Source organism: Acidovorax sp. SUPP950, from assembly GCF_030158935.1.
Classification (GTDB): domain Bacteria; phylum Pseudomonadota; class Gammaproteobacteria; order Burkholderiales; family Burkholderiaceae_C; genus Paracidovorax.
Genome location: NZ_BQXE01000002.1, coordinates 662,251 through 677,857 on the forward strand (window position 1 = coordinate 662,251; position 15,607 = coordinate 677,857).

11 protein-coding genes are annotated in these 15,607 nt (G+C 70.3%); 8 read left to right on the forward strand and 3 right to left on the reverse strand.

What is annotated here, in order from left to right:
• Positions 1-586 precede the first annotated feature (586 nt).
• Positions 587-1,057 carry a Rid family detoxifying hydrolase gene (locus AVME950_RS12125; RefSeq protein ID WP_284411172.1) on the forward strand — a complete coding sequence of 157 codons (471 nt, stop codon included), beginning with the start codon at positions 587-589 and terminating at the stop codon, positions 1,055-1,057.
• Positions 1,058-1,097: 40 nt separating this feature from the next.
• Positions 1,098-2,564: an aminotransferase class V-fold PLP-dependent enzyme gene (locus tag AVME950_RS12130; protein ID WP_498739635.1), complete on the forward strand. Its 1,467-nt coding sequence runs from the start codon at positions 1,098-1,100 to the stop codon at positions 2,562-2,564.
• Between the two features lie 88 nt (positions 2,565-2,652).
• On the opposite strand, the gene AVME950_RS12135 is transcribed toward AVME950_RS12130, so the two are convergent.
• Positions 2,653-3,681, reverse strand: a complete 1,029-nt coding sequence (locus AVME950_RS12135) for a porin (RefSeq protein WP_272567786.1) — start codon at positions 3,679-3,681, stop codon at positions 2,653-2,655.
• A 256-nt stretch (positions 3,682-3,937) separates the two neighbouring features.
• On the opposite strand from AVME950_RS12135, the gene AVME950_RS12140 reads away from it, so the two are divergent.
• From AVME950_RS12140 to AVME950_RS12155, 4 genes are all read left to right on the forward strand, one after another.
• Positions 3,938-4,561, forward strand: coding sequence for a Crp/Fnr family transcriptional regulator (locus tag AVME950_RS12140; protein ID WP_284430015.1), 624 nt, complete (start codon positions 3,938-3,940; stop codon positions 4,559-4,561).
• 251 nt (positions 4,562-4,812) lie between these two features.
• Positions 4,813-6,918 carry a sensor domain-containing diguanylate cyclase gene (locus AVME950_RS12145; protein WP_284430016.1) on the forward strand — a complete coding sequence of 702 codons (2,106 nt, stop codon included), beginning with the start codon at positions 4,813-4,815 and terminating at the stop codon, positions 6,916-6,918.
• A 93-nt stretch (positions 6,919-7,011) separates the two neighbouring features.
• Positions 7,012-7,410: a hypothetical protein gene (locus AVME950_RS12150; protein ID WP_502869396.1), complete on the forward strand. Its 399-nt coding sequence runs from the start codon at positions 7,012-7,014 to the stop codon at positions 7,408-7,410.
• 111 nt (positions 7,411-7,521) lie between these two features.
• Complete coding sequence (locus AVME950_RS12155; RefSeq protein WP_284430017.1) at positions 7,522-9,660, forward strand: TonB-dependent receptor; 2,139 nt, start codon at positions 7,522-7,524, stop codon at positions 9,658-9,660.
• Here AVME950_RS12155 and xdhB read toward each other — a convergent pair.
• Both xdhB and xdhA read right to left on the reverse strand, forming a co-directional pair.
• The gene (gene xdhB, locus AVME950_RS12160) at positions 9,648-12,092 is read right to left on the reverse strand and encodes a xanthine dehydrogenase molybdopterin binding subunit (protein ID WP_284430018.1); all 2,445 of its coding nucleotides are present in this window, start codon (positions 12,090-12,092) and stop codon (positions 9,648-9,650) included. The two genes, AVME950_RS12155 and xdhB, sit on opposite strands and share 13 nt — an antisense overlap.
• Positions 12,089-13,636 (reverse strand): xanthine dehydrogenase small subunit, encoded by a 1,548-nt coding sequence (xdhA, locus tag AVME950_RS12165; RefSeq protein WP_284430019.1) that lies wholly within the window; start codon positions 13,634-13,636, stop codon positions 12,089-12,091. Before xdhA ends, xdhB begins: the two co-directional genes overlap by 4 nt.
• Before the next feature lie 237 nt (positions 13,637-13,873).
• On the opposite strand from xdhA, the gene AVME950_RS12170 reads away from it, so the two are divergent.
• Positions 13,874-14,512: a flavin reductase family protein gene (locus AVME950_RS12170; RefSeq protein WP_284430020.1), complete on the forward strand. Its 639-nt coding sequence runs from the start codon at positions 13,874-13,876 to the stop codon at positions 14,510-14,512.
• A gap of 160 nt (positions 14,513-14,672) precedes the next feature.
• Positions 14,673-15,605 carry a LysR family transcriptional regulator gene (locus AVME950_RS12175; protein ID WP_284407080.1) on the forward strand — a complete coding sequence of 311 codons (933 nt, stop codon included), beginning with the start codon at positions 14,673-14,675 and terminating at the stop codon, positions 15,603-15,605.
• Positions 15,606-15,607: the final 2 nt, after the last annotated feature.

Here is a 15,607-nt window from a genome sequence, read left to right on the forward strand (position 1 = left end):
GTTTCTTGGATAGGAAAGCGATGACTATCTGCCGCCGCACGCCAATGTCAAGCGGGTTGTTTCGAGGGATCATGGGGTATTCCGGGAATCCGTGAACATATGTAAAGACGGTCGGTGCGGTCGAATGGGGCGGAGAATCACCAAAACTCAAAATGCGTCGGGGCGGCCTGGGGAGTGATTATGGAAAGGCGGCTTCCATAATCACCCCCGTGGTGCCTGGGGCCACTGCGGATCGGGCGTCGGCACCGGCTTGGTGCGCACCTTGTGAGTGCTTGCTACCGCAGCATCCGCACCACAGCAAGGCCTTTGCAGCAGAAGCCATGCCAGCCACGGGCGAGGCGGTGGTTTGCGTACTCCTGCGTAGGCCGGTCTGCGTACTACTGCGTAAGGGAAAAAGGTGCTTCGTTTTAGCGGGTTGTGCTGCCTAAAATTCTTTCGCGAATCGGGATTTCCAGGACAGAAGAAGGCGCGCCGGAAGATTATGGGAAATGCGGTCGCATGGAAATGGATGGGGCCTGCCGGTTTATCTGTGCATGGGCCGAATCATTTTCATCGTCATATTCAAAGTCGTTGCAAAGGACATTCCATGAGTAATCGGATCCACCGCCACCGCGTGGCCTGGGCGGGCGCTGCCCTGGCGGCCTGCGTGCTGATGACGGGCTGCGCCGCGCCGTCCAAGCGCGAGGTGCTGTCCACCACGCAGATCTATCCGGCCATCGGGCCGTATTCGCAAATGGTGGCCCACGGAAACACGCTGTATTTTTCGGGCGTCCTGCCCCTCAATGCGGCGGGCAATGCGGTCAACGGCACCACTATCGAGGAGCAGACCCGCGCCGTGCTCGATTTCATGGGCGCCAAGCTGCGTTCGCAGGGCCTGTCGTACGAGGACGTGCTCTCCACCACGGTCTACATGAAGGACCTGAACGAATTCGCCGCCATGAACAAGGTGTACGGCGAGTACTTCCGCACCGCTGCGCCGGCCCGCGCCACGGTGGAGGTGGCGCGGCTGCCGCGCGACGTGAAGATCGAAATCTCGGCCATCGTCGGCCGCCGCTGAAGCGCTGTGGTCCTGCCTCCACGCCCCAAGGAGTTTTCCCATGAATGAAGCCACCCCCCTGATGGCCGCGCCCGGCGCCGCCGCTCCCCTGGACCTGTCCGCGGTGTCGCGCTGGAGCGCCAAGCGCCGCGACTTTCTGCGCGTGCTCGGCTATGGCGCCGGCGCCGCGACGCTCGGGCCCCTGGTGGCCGCCTGCGGCAGCAGCGGCGCGCAGACCCAGGCCGAAGCCCTGCGCGAGCAGCTCATGCGCGACGAGGCGTTCTGGACGGGCGTGCAGGGCATGTTCGTGCTCAAGCCCGAGAAGACCTACATGAACATCGGCACCGGCGGCTCCATGCCCAAGCTGGTGCTGGAAACGTTCGATGCCGAAAACCGCAAGAAGGCGGCCGATTCCGGCAGCGGCTACGGCAACCTGCTGGACCTGCGCAAGCAGGTGGCCCCGGGCTTCGGCGTGGATGCGGACGAGCTCGCGTTCTCGGCCAACACGTCCTCGGGCATGTGCCACGCCATCCTGGGGCTGGACTGGCAGCGCGGCGACGTGGTGGTCACCACCAACCACGAGCACGGCGGCGGCGACACGCCGCTCAAGATCGCCACCGACCGCTACGGCATCGAGGTCTCGCGCATCGCGCTGCCGGTGGGCAACAACCAGACGGCCGCCACCTACGTGAACCTGTTCGACGAGCGCATCCGCGCGCTCAAGGCCCAGGGCAAGCGCGTGCGCGCCATGATGTGGTCCTCGCCCACGTACAAGACCGGCACCATGCTGCCGATCGCCGAGCTGATGGCGGTGGTGAAGGCGCACGAGCTCATCAGCATCGTGGACGGCGCCCACCTGCCGGGCATGATGGCCTACAACTATGCGGAGCTGGGCATGGACTTCATGTCCGGCGCGGGGCACAAGTGGCAGTGCGGCCCGGGCTCGACCGGCATCCTGGTGGTGCGCAACAAGATGCGCGCCTCCAATCCGCTGCCGCTGCCCAGGTGGTTCCCGGTGCACACCAGCTCCTACGCCGCCAAGGACCGCACCACCAACGGCACCGAGACCTACGACATCGCCGCGACGATCACCAGCTGCGGCAGCCTGCACACGCCCATGTTCATGGCGCTGGCCCAGGCCTGCGCGCAGTGGGACGGCATCGGGCGCAAGAAGATCGAGACCTACGACCTCACGCTGTCGTCCTACCTCAAGGAAAAGATCGCCGAGCGCTGGGGCGTGGATGCGCTGTACTCGCCCAAGGACGATCCCAAGCTGCTCTCCGCGCTCACCTCGTTCAATCCGTTCCCGAACAAGGACGACGTGATGAACGCGCAGAAATCCACGGCCTTCGTGGCGCGCATGCTGAGCGAATACCCGCAGGGCTTCGTGATCCGCAACGCCGACTTTCCCGTCATCGGCGCGCCGGCCAACCACTACGGCGTGCGCATCTCCACCCACCTGTGGCACGACGCGCGCGACATCGACCTGCTGGTCGATGCCATGTGGGACCTGTCGCGCAAGGTCTGATCCGGCAGCGCTGCCGCATCCATAAAAAAAGCGCGGGAGGCGACTCCCGCGCTTTTTGTTTTGGGGCGCCCTGCGCGCCGTGCGGCGATCAGAAGCGGTGGCGGATGCCCACGCCGAAGCTGTTGCCCTTCGTCTGCGCCGTGATGCGGTCGTTCATGAGCATGGCGTACACGTCGGTGCGCTTGGACAGGAAGTGGTCGTAGCCCAGCGTGAAGGTCTTGCGGTCGATGTCGGTCTGCGTCATCTCGGTCTTGACCCACTCCACCAGCACCTTGCCGGCCGGGCCGACCGGCACCGAGGCGCCCAGCTGCACCGTCTTGGCCTTGTTGGTGGTGTTGTCGGCCTTGGCCTCGCCGTAGCTCACGAAGGGCTTGACCAGGCCGAAGTCGTAGGCGCCCAGCAGCATCCAGTCGGTCTTCTTCGTGCCCAGATAGGCATTGGGAACGGCGGGGTTGCTGATCTGGTCGCGCTCGTAGAAGCCCGTCAGCGTCACGGGGCCGCCGAAGTAGAAGAAGTTCGCGCCGAAGTTCTTCTTGCCGTTGTCGCCCGGCTGCTCGCCGAACTGGTACTGGATGTTGGCCGAGAAACCGCCGAATTTCGGCGTGCTGTAGACGATCTGGTTGCTCCAGCCCGTGTCGGACGGCGTGGTCGCACCCCAGCCGGTGCCGTTGAACAGCGGCACGTTCATGTGCAGGATCAGCGGCGAGAAGGTGAACGAATCGCCGAACGGATTGCCCACCACCGAGGGCAGGAAGTTGGGCGCCATCCAGCGGCCCAGCATCACCGAGCCGAAGTCGCCCGACAGGCTGACGTTGGCGTCGCGCGAGAAGAACGTGTCGTTGGCGAAGCGCCCTTGCGAGCCGTTGTCCACCTTGATGAACGAGGTCAGCTGGAAGTTGGCCTTCAGTCCGCCGCCGAGGTCTTCCGTGCCCTTGAAGCCGAACCACGAGGTCGTGAGGCCGCCACTGTCCACGACCGACTTGCGGCCCGCATCGCCGGCCATCTTGATGGACCCGGCGAACACGTCGGCCAGGCCGGTGAGCTGCACGGAGCTTTGGGCCTGCGCCCCGGCGGAACAAAGCAGCGCTGCACCCAGCGCGATCCAATTCTTTTTCATACGACTCCTGCGAAAGGGAAAAGGGAAAAGGGGAAGGGAAGGTGCCGATGGCTCGGCGGGGCACACGGGCCTTCAACGGGCCAGGAAAAACGTGTCGATTTGCAAAGGGCTCCAAGCAAGGACCGTGCCTTCACCATTCGGCCTGTGGGGGAATGCGGCGCCCGCGGCATCCGGGCGCGGCGGCTGCGGCCAGAGCGCACCGCATTTGACTTTGCTCAACACCGCGCGGCAGTGCTGCGGTCACAGTGGCGGCTCTATGTTTCCCTCTCCTTCCTCCCCTGCGCCGACCAAGACCGAGGCCCCTGCCGGCGAGGTGCTGCGCGAGCGCCACCAGCGTCCGGCCAGCGTGCTGTACCTGGACAGCGGCCGCGTGCTGCTCGGGGTGCGCGAGGATGGGCAGCTTCGGCACCAGTTGGGTGCGGTGGAGGGGCCGTGCTGGCTCGATGCCGCCCCCGCGCTGCTCGGCCAGGCGTGCATGGTGGACATGGTGGCGGACACGCGCGTGCTGCTGCGCCGCATGCCGCTGGAGGCCTTCCGGTCCGGCTTCGAATCGCTGCCGTCGCCCGCCCGCGCGCTGGTGTACGACATGGCGCGGGGCTACTGCCAGCAGACCGAACTGGCCGTGAGCCGGCTCGCGCAGGACGCCGAGGCGCGTTGCGCCCAATGGCTGCTGCGGCACGCCCAGCACGACGATGCGGGCACGCTGCGCGTGACGCTGCACCAGCGCAAGCGGCTCATCGCCGCGCAGTTGGGCATCGCGCCGGAAACCCTGTCGCGCGTGCTGCGCCACCTGCGCGACCACGGGCTCATTTCGGGCACGGGCAATGTGCTCAATCTGCCGCGGCCCGGCGCGCTGCAGGTGGTGGCCGGGGCCGGCTGAAGGGGGCTGCCGTCCCGCGCAAGGGCGTGGGTGGGGTGTCTGCAACACGCGGGTGATCGGGGCGGCGCGGCCATGGCGCGGCGGTGCGAAGGGGCTCAGGGTTTCCCCCGGACCGACCGAGGGTTCCACCCAACCCGCGCGTTCGGGGGGCTGCGTATATTCGTTCGCACCCCATTGCACATTCCGCCTGACAGCATGCCCTGCGCCTTTCGCCGCTCCTTTGCCAGAGGTGCTTCGTCCACGGAGCACCGATGACCCCGCCATCGCACGAGGCACTCGAGGCGGAGCAGGACGCGGCGGGCGACACGCCCGGCTGGCTGCTGCCCGGCCGCCTGGTGCAGCGCCTGATGCTGGTGGCCGTGCTGGCGGTGGTGTTCGCCGGGGCGATGGCCGCCTGGACCGTATCGCGCGCGGCCGGCGAGGAGGCCATGCGCCGCCTCGTGAGCCAGCAGACCGACGAGGTCGAAGTGGTCGCGCGGCTGCTGGCCAGCAAGATCGAGCAGAGCCAGAAGGTGCTCAGCACCGTGGCCGAGGGCATTCAGCCGGTCATGCTCGACTCGCCGTCGTCCCTCGGTTGGCTGCTGCAGCAGGGCCTGCCGGCGGTGCGCTTCTTCGATGCCATGCAGGTGGTACGGCAGGACGGCACCGTGGCCATCAATCTGCAATACGGCCGCCTGGACAGCGGCTCCAGCCTCGATCCGGCCGAACGCGACAGCCTGCGCCGCACCATGCTGGAGGGCAAGCCGCTGGTGTCGGGCCTGATCGGCGGGCGGCCGAGCGAGGCGCGCGTGATGTTCACGATCCCGCTGCACCGGGACGAGGGCACGGTGGTGGGCGCCGTCTCCGGCGTGCTGCGCCTGCAGTCGCAGGGGTTGCTGCCGCCCTCGATGTCGCTGCCGGCGCGCAAGGATTCCCGGCTCATCGTCTTCACGCGCGACGGCACCATCCTGTCGCACCCGGACCCCGCGCGGGTGATGGGCAGCGTGCGCGACGAGGCCGGCCTGTCGCAGGTGTTCGCGCGGTCGGGCGACAAGGATCAGCCGGTCATGGGGCGCGGCTTCACCGAGCGGCTGCCGGGCCATGTGGTCAGCCTGGCCGGCATGCCCATGACGCAGTGGACCGTGGCGCGCGTGAACGATGCGCAGGCCCTGCTCGCGCCGCTGGAGGGCGCGCAGCGTCGGGCCGCCTGGCTGGCGGCCGCCCTGATCGGTGCGGCCGCATTGCTGGCTGTGGCCTGCATGGCCTGGCTGGCGCAGCCCCTGGCCCGGCTGTGCCGCCGCGCCACGCACCTGGGCGCCCGCGCGCCCGGCGCCCATGAAGACATGCCCTGGCCGCAGGGCGCCGGCGAGGTGGACGGGCTGGCGGCGGCCTGCCGCGGCCTGCTCGACGAGCGCGCCAGCACCCAGTCGCAGATGGGGCAGCTGCGGGGGCAGCTGCAGTCCATCCTGGACCACGCGCCCACCGGCATCATCATCACGCGCGGCGAGAACCTGCAGGTCGTGAGCCTGCAGGCCGGCCGCATGCTGGGCTACGAGCCAGCGCAGCTGCAGGGGCGGCTGGCCCGCGTGCTCTACGTGAGCGATGCCGAGTACGAGCACCTCAAGCGGCGCGTGCGGGCGGAGTTCTCGGCGCACGGCACCTTCGATGGCGACGTGTGCTTCCTGCGCCAGGACGGCAGCGCGGTATGGGCCCGCGTGCTGGGCCGCTCGGTGCGGGGCGCCTCAGGCGATGCGGGCACGGTCTGGATGCTGGAGGACCTCACCGCCGCGCGCGAGGCCCGCCGCCGCGAGAACTGGGCGGGCGGGCTCGACGCCCTCACGCAGTTGGCCAACCGCGACGCGTTCAGCCAGCGCCTGCATGCGCTGCTGGCCGACCGCGCGGCCCGCCCCGACACGGTGCAGGCGCACCCGGGCGGGGAGGCGGGCGAGGGCGTGGTGCTGTTCCTGGACCTGGACCATTTCACCGTGGTCAATGCCATTGCCGGGCACGAGGCGGGCGACGACGTGCTGCGCCACGTGGGCCGCCTCATCGAGACCCAGGTGCGGTCGGTGGGCTGGGCGGCGCGGCTGGGTGGCGACGAGTTCGCCGTGGTGCTGCCCGGCTGCCCGCTGGGGCGCGGGCTGGCCATCGCCGAGCAGCTGTGCGCTGCCGTGCGGGCGTGGGAGCCCTCATACCAGGGCCGCAGCTACACGCTGGGCGTGAGCATCGGCCTCGTGCCGCTGGACAGCGGCGTGTACGACGTGACCGCAGTGCTCCATGCGGCCGACATGGCGTGCTACGAGGCCAAGCGCGCGGGCCGCGACCGGGTCGAGGTGCGCTCGGTGCGGGGTGGGCGCGCGCAGGTGCGCGCGGTGTGAAGGCGGGATGTGCCGCAGCGGCCACCGCGCCCTGCCGCCGCCCCATCGCCGGATGCTTCGCCCTTGCCCCGTCGGTTTGCCGATAATCGCCCCGTGCCCCAACCCCATCGCCCGCTGCGCAACCCCCTTGCTGTCCACGGCGGGCTGGCGCGTTGGCAAGCCCGCGTGCGCTGGGTCATGGCGTGGTTCGTGCTGTCGCTGGGCGTGGCGGTGGCCTCGCCCATCGTGCACCCCCAGGTGGTCGAGTGGGTCTGCACCGGCGTCGGAACGGTGAAGGCCGTCGTGCATGCCGATGAGGGCGCGCAGCCCGCGGGCCTGGCGCACTGGGACTGCCCGCTGTGCCTGCTGGCCGCGCCCCCGGCGCAGCCGCCGGCGGTCGCCCTGCCGGTCGTGCTGGCGCTGTCGCGCGCGGTGCAATCCATTGCGGCCGCGCGCATCGCCGCGGCCACCGCGGCGCCGCTTCCGGCCCGCGGGCCGCCGCCGCTCTCCTGATCCGCCTTCCGATTTCGCAGCGCGGGCCGGCCACCACGGCAGGCCACGCGATGCGATGTTTTTCGCACCGATCAGCGGCGCCCGATGGGGCGCCACAGAGAGCCCTTTTTTATGCACCCAACCATTGCACGGCCCGTCGCGCTGGGGATGGCCCTGGCCTGGCTGCCCCTGGCCGCCACCGCCCAGACGCCCACCCCTGCAGACCCGGCGGCCGAACGCAGCCCGGCGCTGCCTGCCGTCACCGTCACGGCGCCGGCCACACCGGCGGCGCAGCGCAGTTCCCGCCTCGCCACCGGCACGGCGGGATCGTCGCTGGACACGCCGTTTTCCGTCACCACCGTGCCCGGTGAGCTGGTCCGCCAGCAAGGCGGCACCACCTTGCAGGACGCGCTGCGCAACGTGCCCGGCGCGCAGGCCGACTCGGGCTTCAACGGGTCGCACACGCAGTTCTTCATCCTGCGCGGCGCGGTGACCGACAGCGGTACCGGCTCCAACCGCGTGCTGCGCGACGGCGTGCGGCTGTCCAACTACCCCTACACCCCGGCGTTCGTGGAAAGCGTCGACGTGCTGCGGGGACCCGGCGCGGCCCTCGGCGTGCGCAGCGAACCGGGCGGCACCGTCAACCTCGTGACGCGCCAACCGCAGCTGGCGAACTTCGGCAGCGCCTCGCTCGGCGCGGGCGCGCACGGCGCGCTGGAGGCATCCATCGACCTGAACCGCGTGCTGTCGGCCGAGAACGAACTGGCCGCCCGCGTGACGGCCACGCGGTCCCAGGCCAGCCAATGGCGGCATGTGGAAGACCGCCTCGACGGCATCAAGCTGGGCCTGGCCCAAAGCGATGGCAACCGCTACCACCTGCGTGCCAACGTGGAGGCCACCAACCAGACCTACCAGCCGGACTATGGACTTCCCGCGCTGGGCGGGCGGCCGGTTGCCGTGCCACGGGACCGGCAGCTCGGCGAGCCGTTCGGCGACTCGACCACCGACAACCGCATCTACGACCTGCACGGCGATGTCGCCCTGTCGGCCCACACGCGCTGGTCGGCCGATTTCACGCACCTGCAGGCGCATTCGACCTCCATCAAGAACCTGCTGAACGGCTCGCCGCTGGCGGGCCAGCCCGCCGGCACCTATGCCCGGGTCTCGGCCTGGGAGCCGGGCACCGAGCGCCGCATCGACTCTTTCTCGACCGCGCTTTCCAGCACCCAGGGCACCGGCGCGGTGACGCACCAGTTGTACTTCGGGGCGGACTACTACAAGGAGGTGCTGAACCAGCCCGCGCTGTCGGTGCCGGCCTCGACCAGCCCGGCCATCAACGTGTTCAACCCGGTGTATGGCCGGGTGACCGCGCCCCCGGCCGGGGCGGTGCTGGCGCAGAGCCTGACGACGCAGGATCTCGAATCCGTGTCGGTGTCCGCCCAGGACCAGATCGACTTCGGCGCGTGGTCGGTGGTGGCGGGCCTGCGCTTCACGCGCCAGCGCTTCCTGTACGGCACGGCCGGCGTGCTGCCCGTGGAGGAGTCGCGCTGGAACCCGAAGCTGGCGGTGCTGCGCCGGCTGTCGGAGACCGATACGCTGTATGCCAACGTGTCCACCGGCACCTCGCCCAACCAGGTGGCTTCATCGTCGAACCAGTCCCTGCCCTCGCGCCGTTCGGCGCAGGTCGAAGCCGGCTGGAAATCGCTGTGGCGCGGCGGCGCGGTGGTCAGCGACCTGGCGGTGTACCGCCTCGATCAGAAGAACATGATCGCGTCTGACCTGAGCACGCCGCTGAACAACTTCGACTTCACCACGGCCGGCAGCGCGCGGTCGCAGGGCATCGAGGCGTCGCTGTCCGGCCAGGTGACGGACCGGGTGGCCGTGGCCGCCACCTATGCCTTCACCCATGCGAAGTACCTGCAGAACCCCGTGTACGGCGGCATGTCCGTGCCCAACGTGGCCCGGCATGCGGCCACGCTGTGGGCGCAGTACGCCTGGAATGCGCAGTGGAAGACGGGCGCGGGCCTGTACCTGCAAAGCCGGCGCTTCGCCGACGAGGCCAACACCACGATGCTGCCGGGCTACGCGCGCGTCGACCTGAGCCAGACCTGGACGACGACGCTGGCCCACGGCCAGAGCGTCGAGGTCCAGGCGACGGTGCGCAACCTGTTCGACCAGCACTACTTCGTGTCGAGCCACCTGCACGTGAGCCGCTGGATCACGCCGGGGCAGGGGCGCAACGCGTTCGTCTCGGCCACCTACCGCTTCTGAGCGTCCGCCGCCCGGTCCATCCCGCCCAGTGCCCGGAGCACGTTCTCGGCCGTGGCGGGCGCGGTCAGCGTGACCGGCTGCCGGGCCGCCTCAGCCGGGCGCGCTGCGGCAATCGCGTTGCGCAGGGCCTCGTACACGCTGATGGCCAGCATGAACGGCGGCTCGCCCACGGCCTTGCTGCCGCCCACGTTGTCCTCCCGGTTGGCCTCGTGCCACAGCGCCACGGTGAAGCGCTCGGGGATGTCGCCCGTGGCCGGGATCTTGTAGGTGCTGGGCGCGTGGGTGGTGAGCCGGCCCTGGTCGTTCCACACCAGCTGCTCGGTCGTGAGCCAGCCCATGCCCTGCACGAAGCCGCCCTCGATCTGACCGATGTCGATGGCCGGGTTGATGCTGCGGCCCACGTCGTGCAGGATGTCCACCGCCAGCACGCGGCTCTCGCCGGTGAGCGTGTCGATGGCCACCTCGGTGCAGGCCGCGCCGTAGGCGAAGTAGTAGAACGGCCGGCCGGTGAGCGTGGCCTTGTCGTAGTGGATCTTGGGCGTGCGGTAAAAGCCGTCGCTCCACAGCTGGATGCGGTTGGCATAGGCCTCCTTCACCACGTCGCCCCAGTTGCGCACGGCGTGGGGCGTGATGACCTGCCCGCCGGCGAATTGCACCTCGCCGGCGCCGCAGTGGTCCAGGCCGCACACGAAGGCGGCGAGGTTGTCGCGCACATGGCGCGCGGCGAACTGGGCAGCGCGGCCGTTCAGGTCGGTGCCGCTCGATGCGGCCGTGGCGCTGGCATTGGGCACCTTGCTGGTGTCGCTGGCGGTCACCAGCACGCGCGCCAGCGGCACGCCCAGTTCGTCGGCCACGATCTGCGCCACCTTGGTGTGCAGGCCCTGGCCCATCTCGGTGCCGCCGTGGTTCACCTGCACGCTGCCATCGGTGTACACATGCACCAGCGCGCCGGCCTGGTTGAACAGCGTGGCGGTGAAGCTGATGCCGAACTTCACCGGCGTGATCGCCAGCCCGCGCTTGAGTACCGGGCTCGCGGCATTCCAGGCCAAAATGGCCTCATGCCGGCGTTTATATTGGCTGGATTGCTCTAATTTTGGTAGCAAATCGTGGAGGATGTTGTCCTCCACCGGCATCTGGTAGTGGGTGACGTTGCGGTCGGTGGTGCCGTAGAGGTTGCGCATGCGCACCGCGAGCCCATCGCACCCCAGGGCCCGTGCGATGTCTCCCAGGATGGCCTCGATGGCGATCACGCCCTGCGGCCCGCCGAAGCCGCGAAAGGCCGTGTGGCTCTGCGTGTTCGTCTTGCAGCGGTACGAGGCGATCTCGACGTTTTCCAGGAAGTACGCGTTGTCGCTGTGGAACACGGCGCGGTCGGCCACGGGGCCCGACAGGTCGGCCGAGAAGCCGCAGTTGGCCGCCATGCGCAGCCGCAGGCCCGTGATGCGGCCCGTGCCGTCGAAGCCCACGTCGTACTCGTAGGCGAACGGGTGGCGCTTGCCCGTCACCATGAAATCCTCGTCCCGGTCCAGCCGCAGCTTGACCGGGCGGCCGAATTGGTTCGCCGCCACCGCCGCCCACACGGCCAGGTGGCCGGCCTGCGTCTCCTTGCCGCCGAAGCCCCCGCCCAGGCGCCGGCATTCCACGCGCACCGCGTGGTTCTCCAGCCCCAGGGCATGCGCCACCCAGTGCTGCACCTCGCCCGGGTGCTGGGTGCTGGAGTGGATCCACCACTGCCGCTGCCCCAGCGGCAGCGCGTAGGCGATCTGGCCCTCCAGGTAGAAATGCTCCTGCCCGCCGACCTCGAAGCGGCCCTGAAGGCGGTGCGCTGCGCGGCCCAGGCCCGCGTCGGCGTCGCCGCGGCGCACGAAGACGGGCGGCAGCACGTAGCTTTCGGCGGCCAGCGCCTCGTGCACGGTCAGCACCGCGGGCAGGGGGGTGATGTCCGGCACCACGGCGCGCGCGGCGCGGCGGGCCTGCATGACCGAATCGGCCACCACCAGGCCGATCACCTGGCCCACGTGCTGCACGGTGTCGATGGCGAACACGGGCTCGTCGTGCGCGAAGGCGGCCAGCAGCTTGTCGCCCGGCACGTCGGCGCTGAGCACCACGCCGTGCACGCCGGGCAGGGCCAGCGCCGCGCGGGTGTCCACCCCGTTCAGGCGCCCGTGCGCCACGGGCGAGAGGATGGGCGCGGCATACAGCGTGCCCTTCACCTCGGGCAGATCGTCGATGTAATGGGCGCTGCCCGCCACCTGGGCGCGCGCGCTTTCGTGGGGGTGCGAGCGGCCCATGGCGCGGGCCGGCGCGGGCGCGCCCTCGGGTGGGCGGGCCTGGGGCGTTTGGGGGCCGGCGGCACCGGCCGCGTTGGCGGCGATGGCCACGGGGTCGTCTTCGGCGTCGCGGCTCAAAGGGGCGTCGTCGTGCCGTTTCATGCGAGGGCCTCCGGGCGCAGTTGCTCCAGCAAGACGGGAATGGGCAGGGGAACGGGCAGGGGAACGGCCTGCGGCCCCTGGCGCTCCAGCCAGAAACGCCGCAGCAGCCCCGCGAGGACGGCACGGCGGTACTCGCCGCTCGCCCGCATGTCGGAGATGGGCTGGAACTCGGCCTGCAGGGCGGCCGCGGCGCGCTCCACCGTCTCCACGGTCCAGGGCTGGCCGGCAAGTGCGGCTTCGGTCTGCCGGGCCCGCGCGGGCGTGGCGGCGACCCCGCCCGCGCCGATGCGGGCGCGCCGCACCCGGCCGTCGGCGATGTCGAGGTTCAGCACCAGGCACACGGCGGAGATGTCGTCGTCCAAGCGCTTGGACACCTTGTAGGCCGCCAGCGATTCGCCCGGCGCGGGCAGCGGCACCTCGATGCGCACGAGCAGCTCGTCCGGCGCCATCACGTTCTGGCGGTAGCCGGTGTACAGGTCTTCCAGCGCCAATGTGCGTTCGCCGCGCAGGCTGGCCAGCACCACGCTGGCGCCCAGCGCGATCAGCAGGGGCATGGAGTCGCCGATCGGCGAGCCGTTGGCCACGTTGCCGCCCAGCGTGCCGGAGTTGCGCACGGGCAGCCCGGCGAAGCGCGCGGCGAAGCGGTGCAGCATGGGCCAGTGGGCCTGCAGCGCATCGAACGCGTCGGCCAGCGGCACGGCCGCGCCGATGGACAGCCGACCGCCCTGCGTGCCGATGCGGCGCAGCTCCTGCGCCCGCGTGACGTCGAGCATCTGCGCGAACTGGCGGTGCTGCTTGGTGATCCACAGGCCCACGTCGGTGGCGCCGGCCACCACCTGGGCGGTGGGGTGCGCGGCGCGCGCGGCCAGCAGTTCGGCCAGCGTGGCCGGGGCCAGGTAGGCGCCGTTGGCGGCCGGCTCCGGCCGGGACAGCGATGCCAGCTGCGGCAGCAGTTGCGCTTCGTCCACCTGCATGCGGGGCAGGGCGGCCATCCGCTCGGCCGCGTCCAGGATGGGGCGGTAGCCGGTGCAGCGGCACAGGTTGCCCGACAGGTCGTGCACGGCCTGCTCGCGCGTGACCGCGCGGCCCTGGCACACGTGGTTCTGGTACATGCCGAACAGGCTCATCACGAAGCCCGGCGTGCAGAAGCCGCACTGCGAGCCGTGGCACTGCACCATGGCTTCCTGGGCGGGGTGCAGGCCCGGCGCGCTGGAGGGGGCGCCGCTGGAGGGCGGGGTGGCGGGCGGCGCGGGCTGGAGCAGCGGGTCCTGGTCCAGGTCCTCCACCGTCCACAGCGCCATACCGTCGATGGAGTGGGCCAGGCGGATGCAGCTGTTCACGGCCCGGTAGCGCACGTGGCCGTCCACGGCCTCGCCCAGCACCACGGTGCAGGCGCCGCAGTCGCCCTCGCCGCAGCCTTCCTTGGTGCCGGTGTGGCCCAGGTCTTCGCGCAGCACCTCCAGCAGGGTGCGGTCGGGGGGGACATGGGCCAGCGTCACGGGCTGGCCCCGGCGGATGAATCGCAGCGGGCGGGTGGTGGTCATGCGTTGTGCAGGGCAGGGTTCGGTCGTTGGGGCCAGTGTGCGCGCCATGTCGGTACAGGGTAGGGGGCCCGGGGGTGGCGGCGCATATGGGCGAGCGTATAACGGCCATGCGCCGGGCGCCATGCCCGCACACCGGCCGTTGCTTTGGCACCCTTTACTGCCTTCGCCTGGCACGGATGCTGCGTCCCTTCATGGCGCCACGCCAAGGTGGCAGGCCGCAGACCCCAAGGACACCGGATGGACATCGATTTCTCGCAACTCGGCGCCTACGAGCGCTACAAGCTGATGGCCAGCCTGATCGTGCCGCGCCCGATCGCGCTCATCACCACCCTCGGGGAGGACGGCACGGTGAACGCCGCGCCGTTCAGCATGTTCAACATGCTGGGCGAGGACCCGCCGGTGCTGATGGTGAGCATCAACCGGCTGCAGGGTGGCCGCCTCAAGGACACGGCCGCCAACATCCTGCGCACCGGCGAGTTCGTGGTGCACATCGCCGACGAGGCCATGGCCGAGCGCATGCATGCCTGCGGCGACGCGCTGCCTCCGCACGAGAGCGAGCTGGTGCATGCCGGCCTCACCCCTGTGCCCTCGCGCAGCGTGGCCCCGCCGCGCATCGCCGAGGCCCCGGTGGCGTTCGAATGCGTGCTGCACGAAACCATGGAAACGGCCAGCCGCTACGTCTTCATCGGCCGCGTGCAGTGGCTGGGCGCGCGCGAGGGCTTGGTGGACACCGAGCGCTGGCGCGTGCGGCTGCAGGACTACCACCCTGTGGGGCGGTTCGGCGCGAGCTTCTATGTGACGACCGGCGACCGCTTCTCGCTCGACCTGGCGCCGCAGCCGGGCGCCGCACGTTCGACGGCCATCGACGAGATCTGACCACCCGCGCCGCCGCCTCGGTAGTTGCCTGGCTCGCGGTCTCGCGGCCTCGGCGCTACAGTGCGATGTCCCCTTGCCTTCTTCACTGCGCCCTTGCTCCGCCACCGGCAGGCCCGGCGTGCCATACGCGATGGCGTATGGCTGGAATGCCCCGACCCTTATGAGAGACCAAGCCCTTTTCGACAAGATAGACCTCCATCTCATAAGGGTCTTGCACACCGTGTTGACTGAACGCAGCGTATCGCGGGCCGCCGTGCGGCTGGGCATGCACCAGCCGGCCGTGTCGGCGGCGCTGCGCCGCCTGCGCGACCTGGCGGGCGATCCGCTGCTGGTGCGCTCGGGCGCGGCCATGCTGCCCACCGATGCCGCGCTGCGCATGGTGGAGCCGGCGGGCGCCATCCTGCGGTCGGCCGAGGCGCTGTTCTCCGATGCGCGCGGGTTCGACGCGCGCACCGCCACGCGCACCTTCCGCATCGCCGCGAGCGACTACCTGGACCCGCTCTTCCTGCCGCGCCTGGTGGCCCGCCTCAAGGCCGAGGCCCCACTGTGCCCGGTCGAGGTGCTGCCGCTGTCGGCCGACGCGCACTACCACGCGCACCTGGCGCAGGGCGAGGTGGACGTGGTCATCGGCAACTGGCCCCAGCCGCCCGACGACCTGCACATGGGGCGGCTTTTCGGCGACGAGGTGGTCTGCCTCGTGAGCCCCGCACACCCGGCGGTGCGCCGCGGCTGGGACACGGACGAGTGGCTGGCCGCCGAGCACATCGCCCCCACGCCCACGCACCCCGGCGCGCGCGGCGTGATCGATGCGCACCTCGACTCCCTGGGCCTGCAGCGCCGCGTGACCGCGCGCTGCGCCCATTTCAGCCTGATCCCGGAGATGGTCGCCGCCAGCTTGCTGGTGCTCACCACGGGGCGGCAGTTCTGCGAACGCTTCACCGACCGCCTGCCGCTCACCGTGCTGCCGTGCCCGGTGCCCTTCCCGCGCCTGATGTACTACCAGCTGTGGCATGCCCGCACCCACCATTCGGCCGCCGCCATGTGGCTGCGCGACAGCGTGCGCACCGTGGCAGCATCGCTACGAAAAGCATAGCG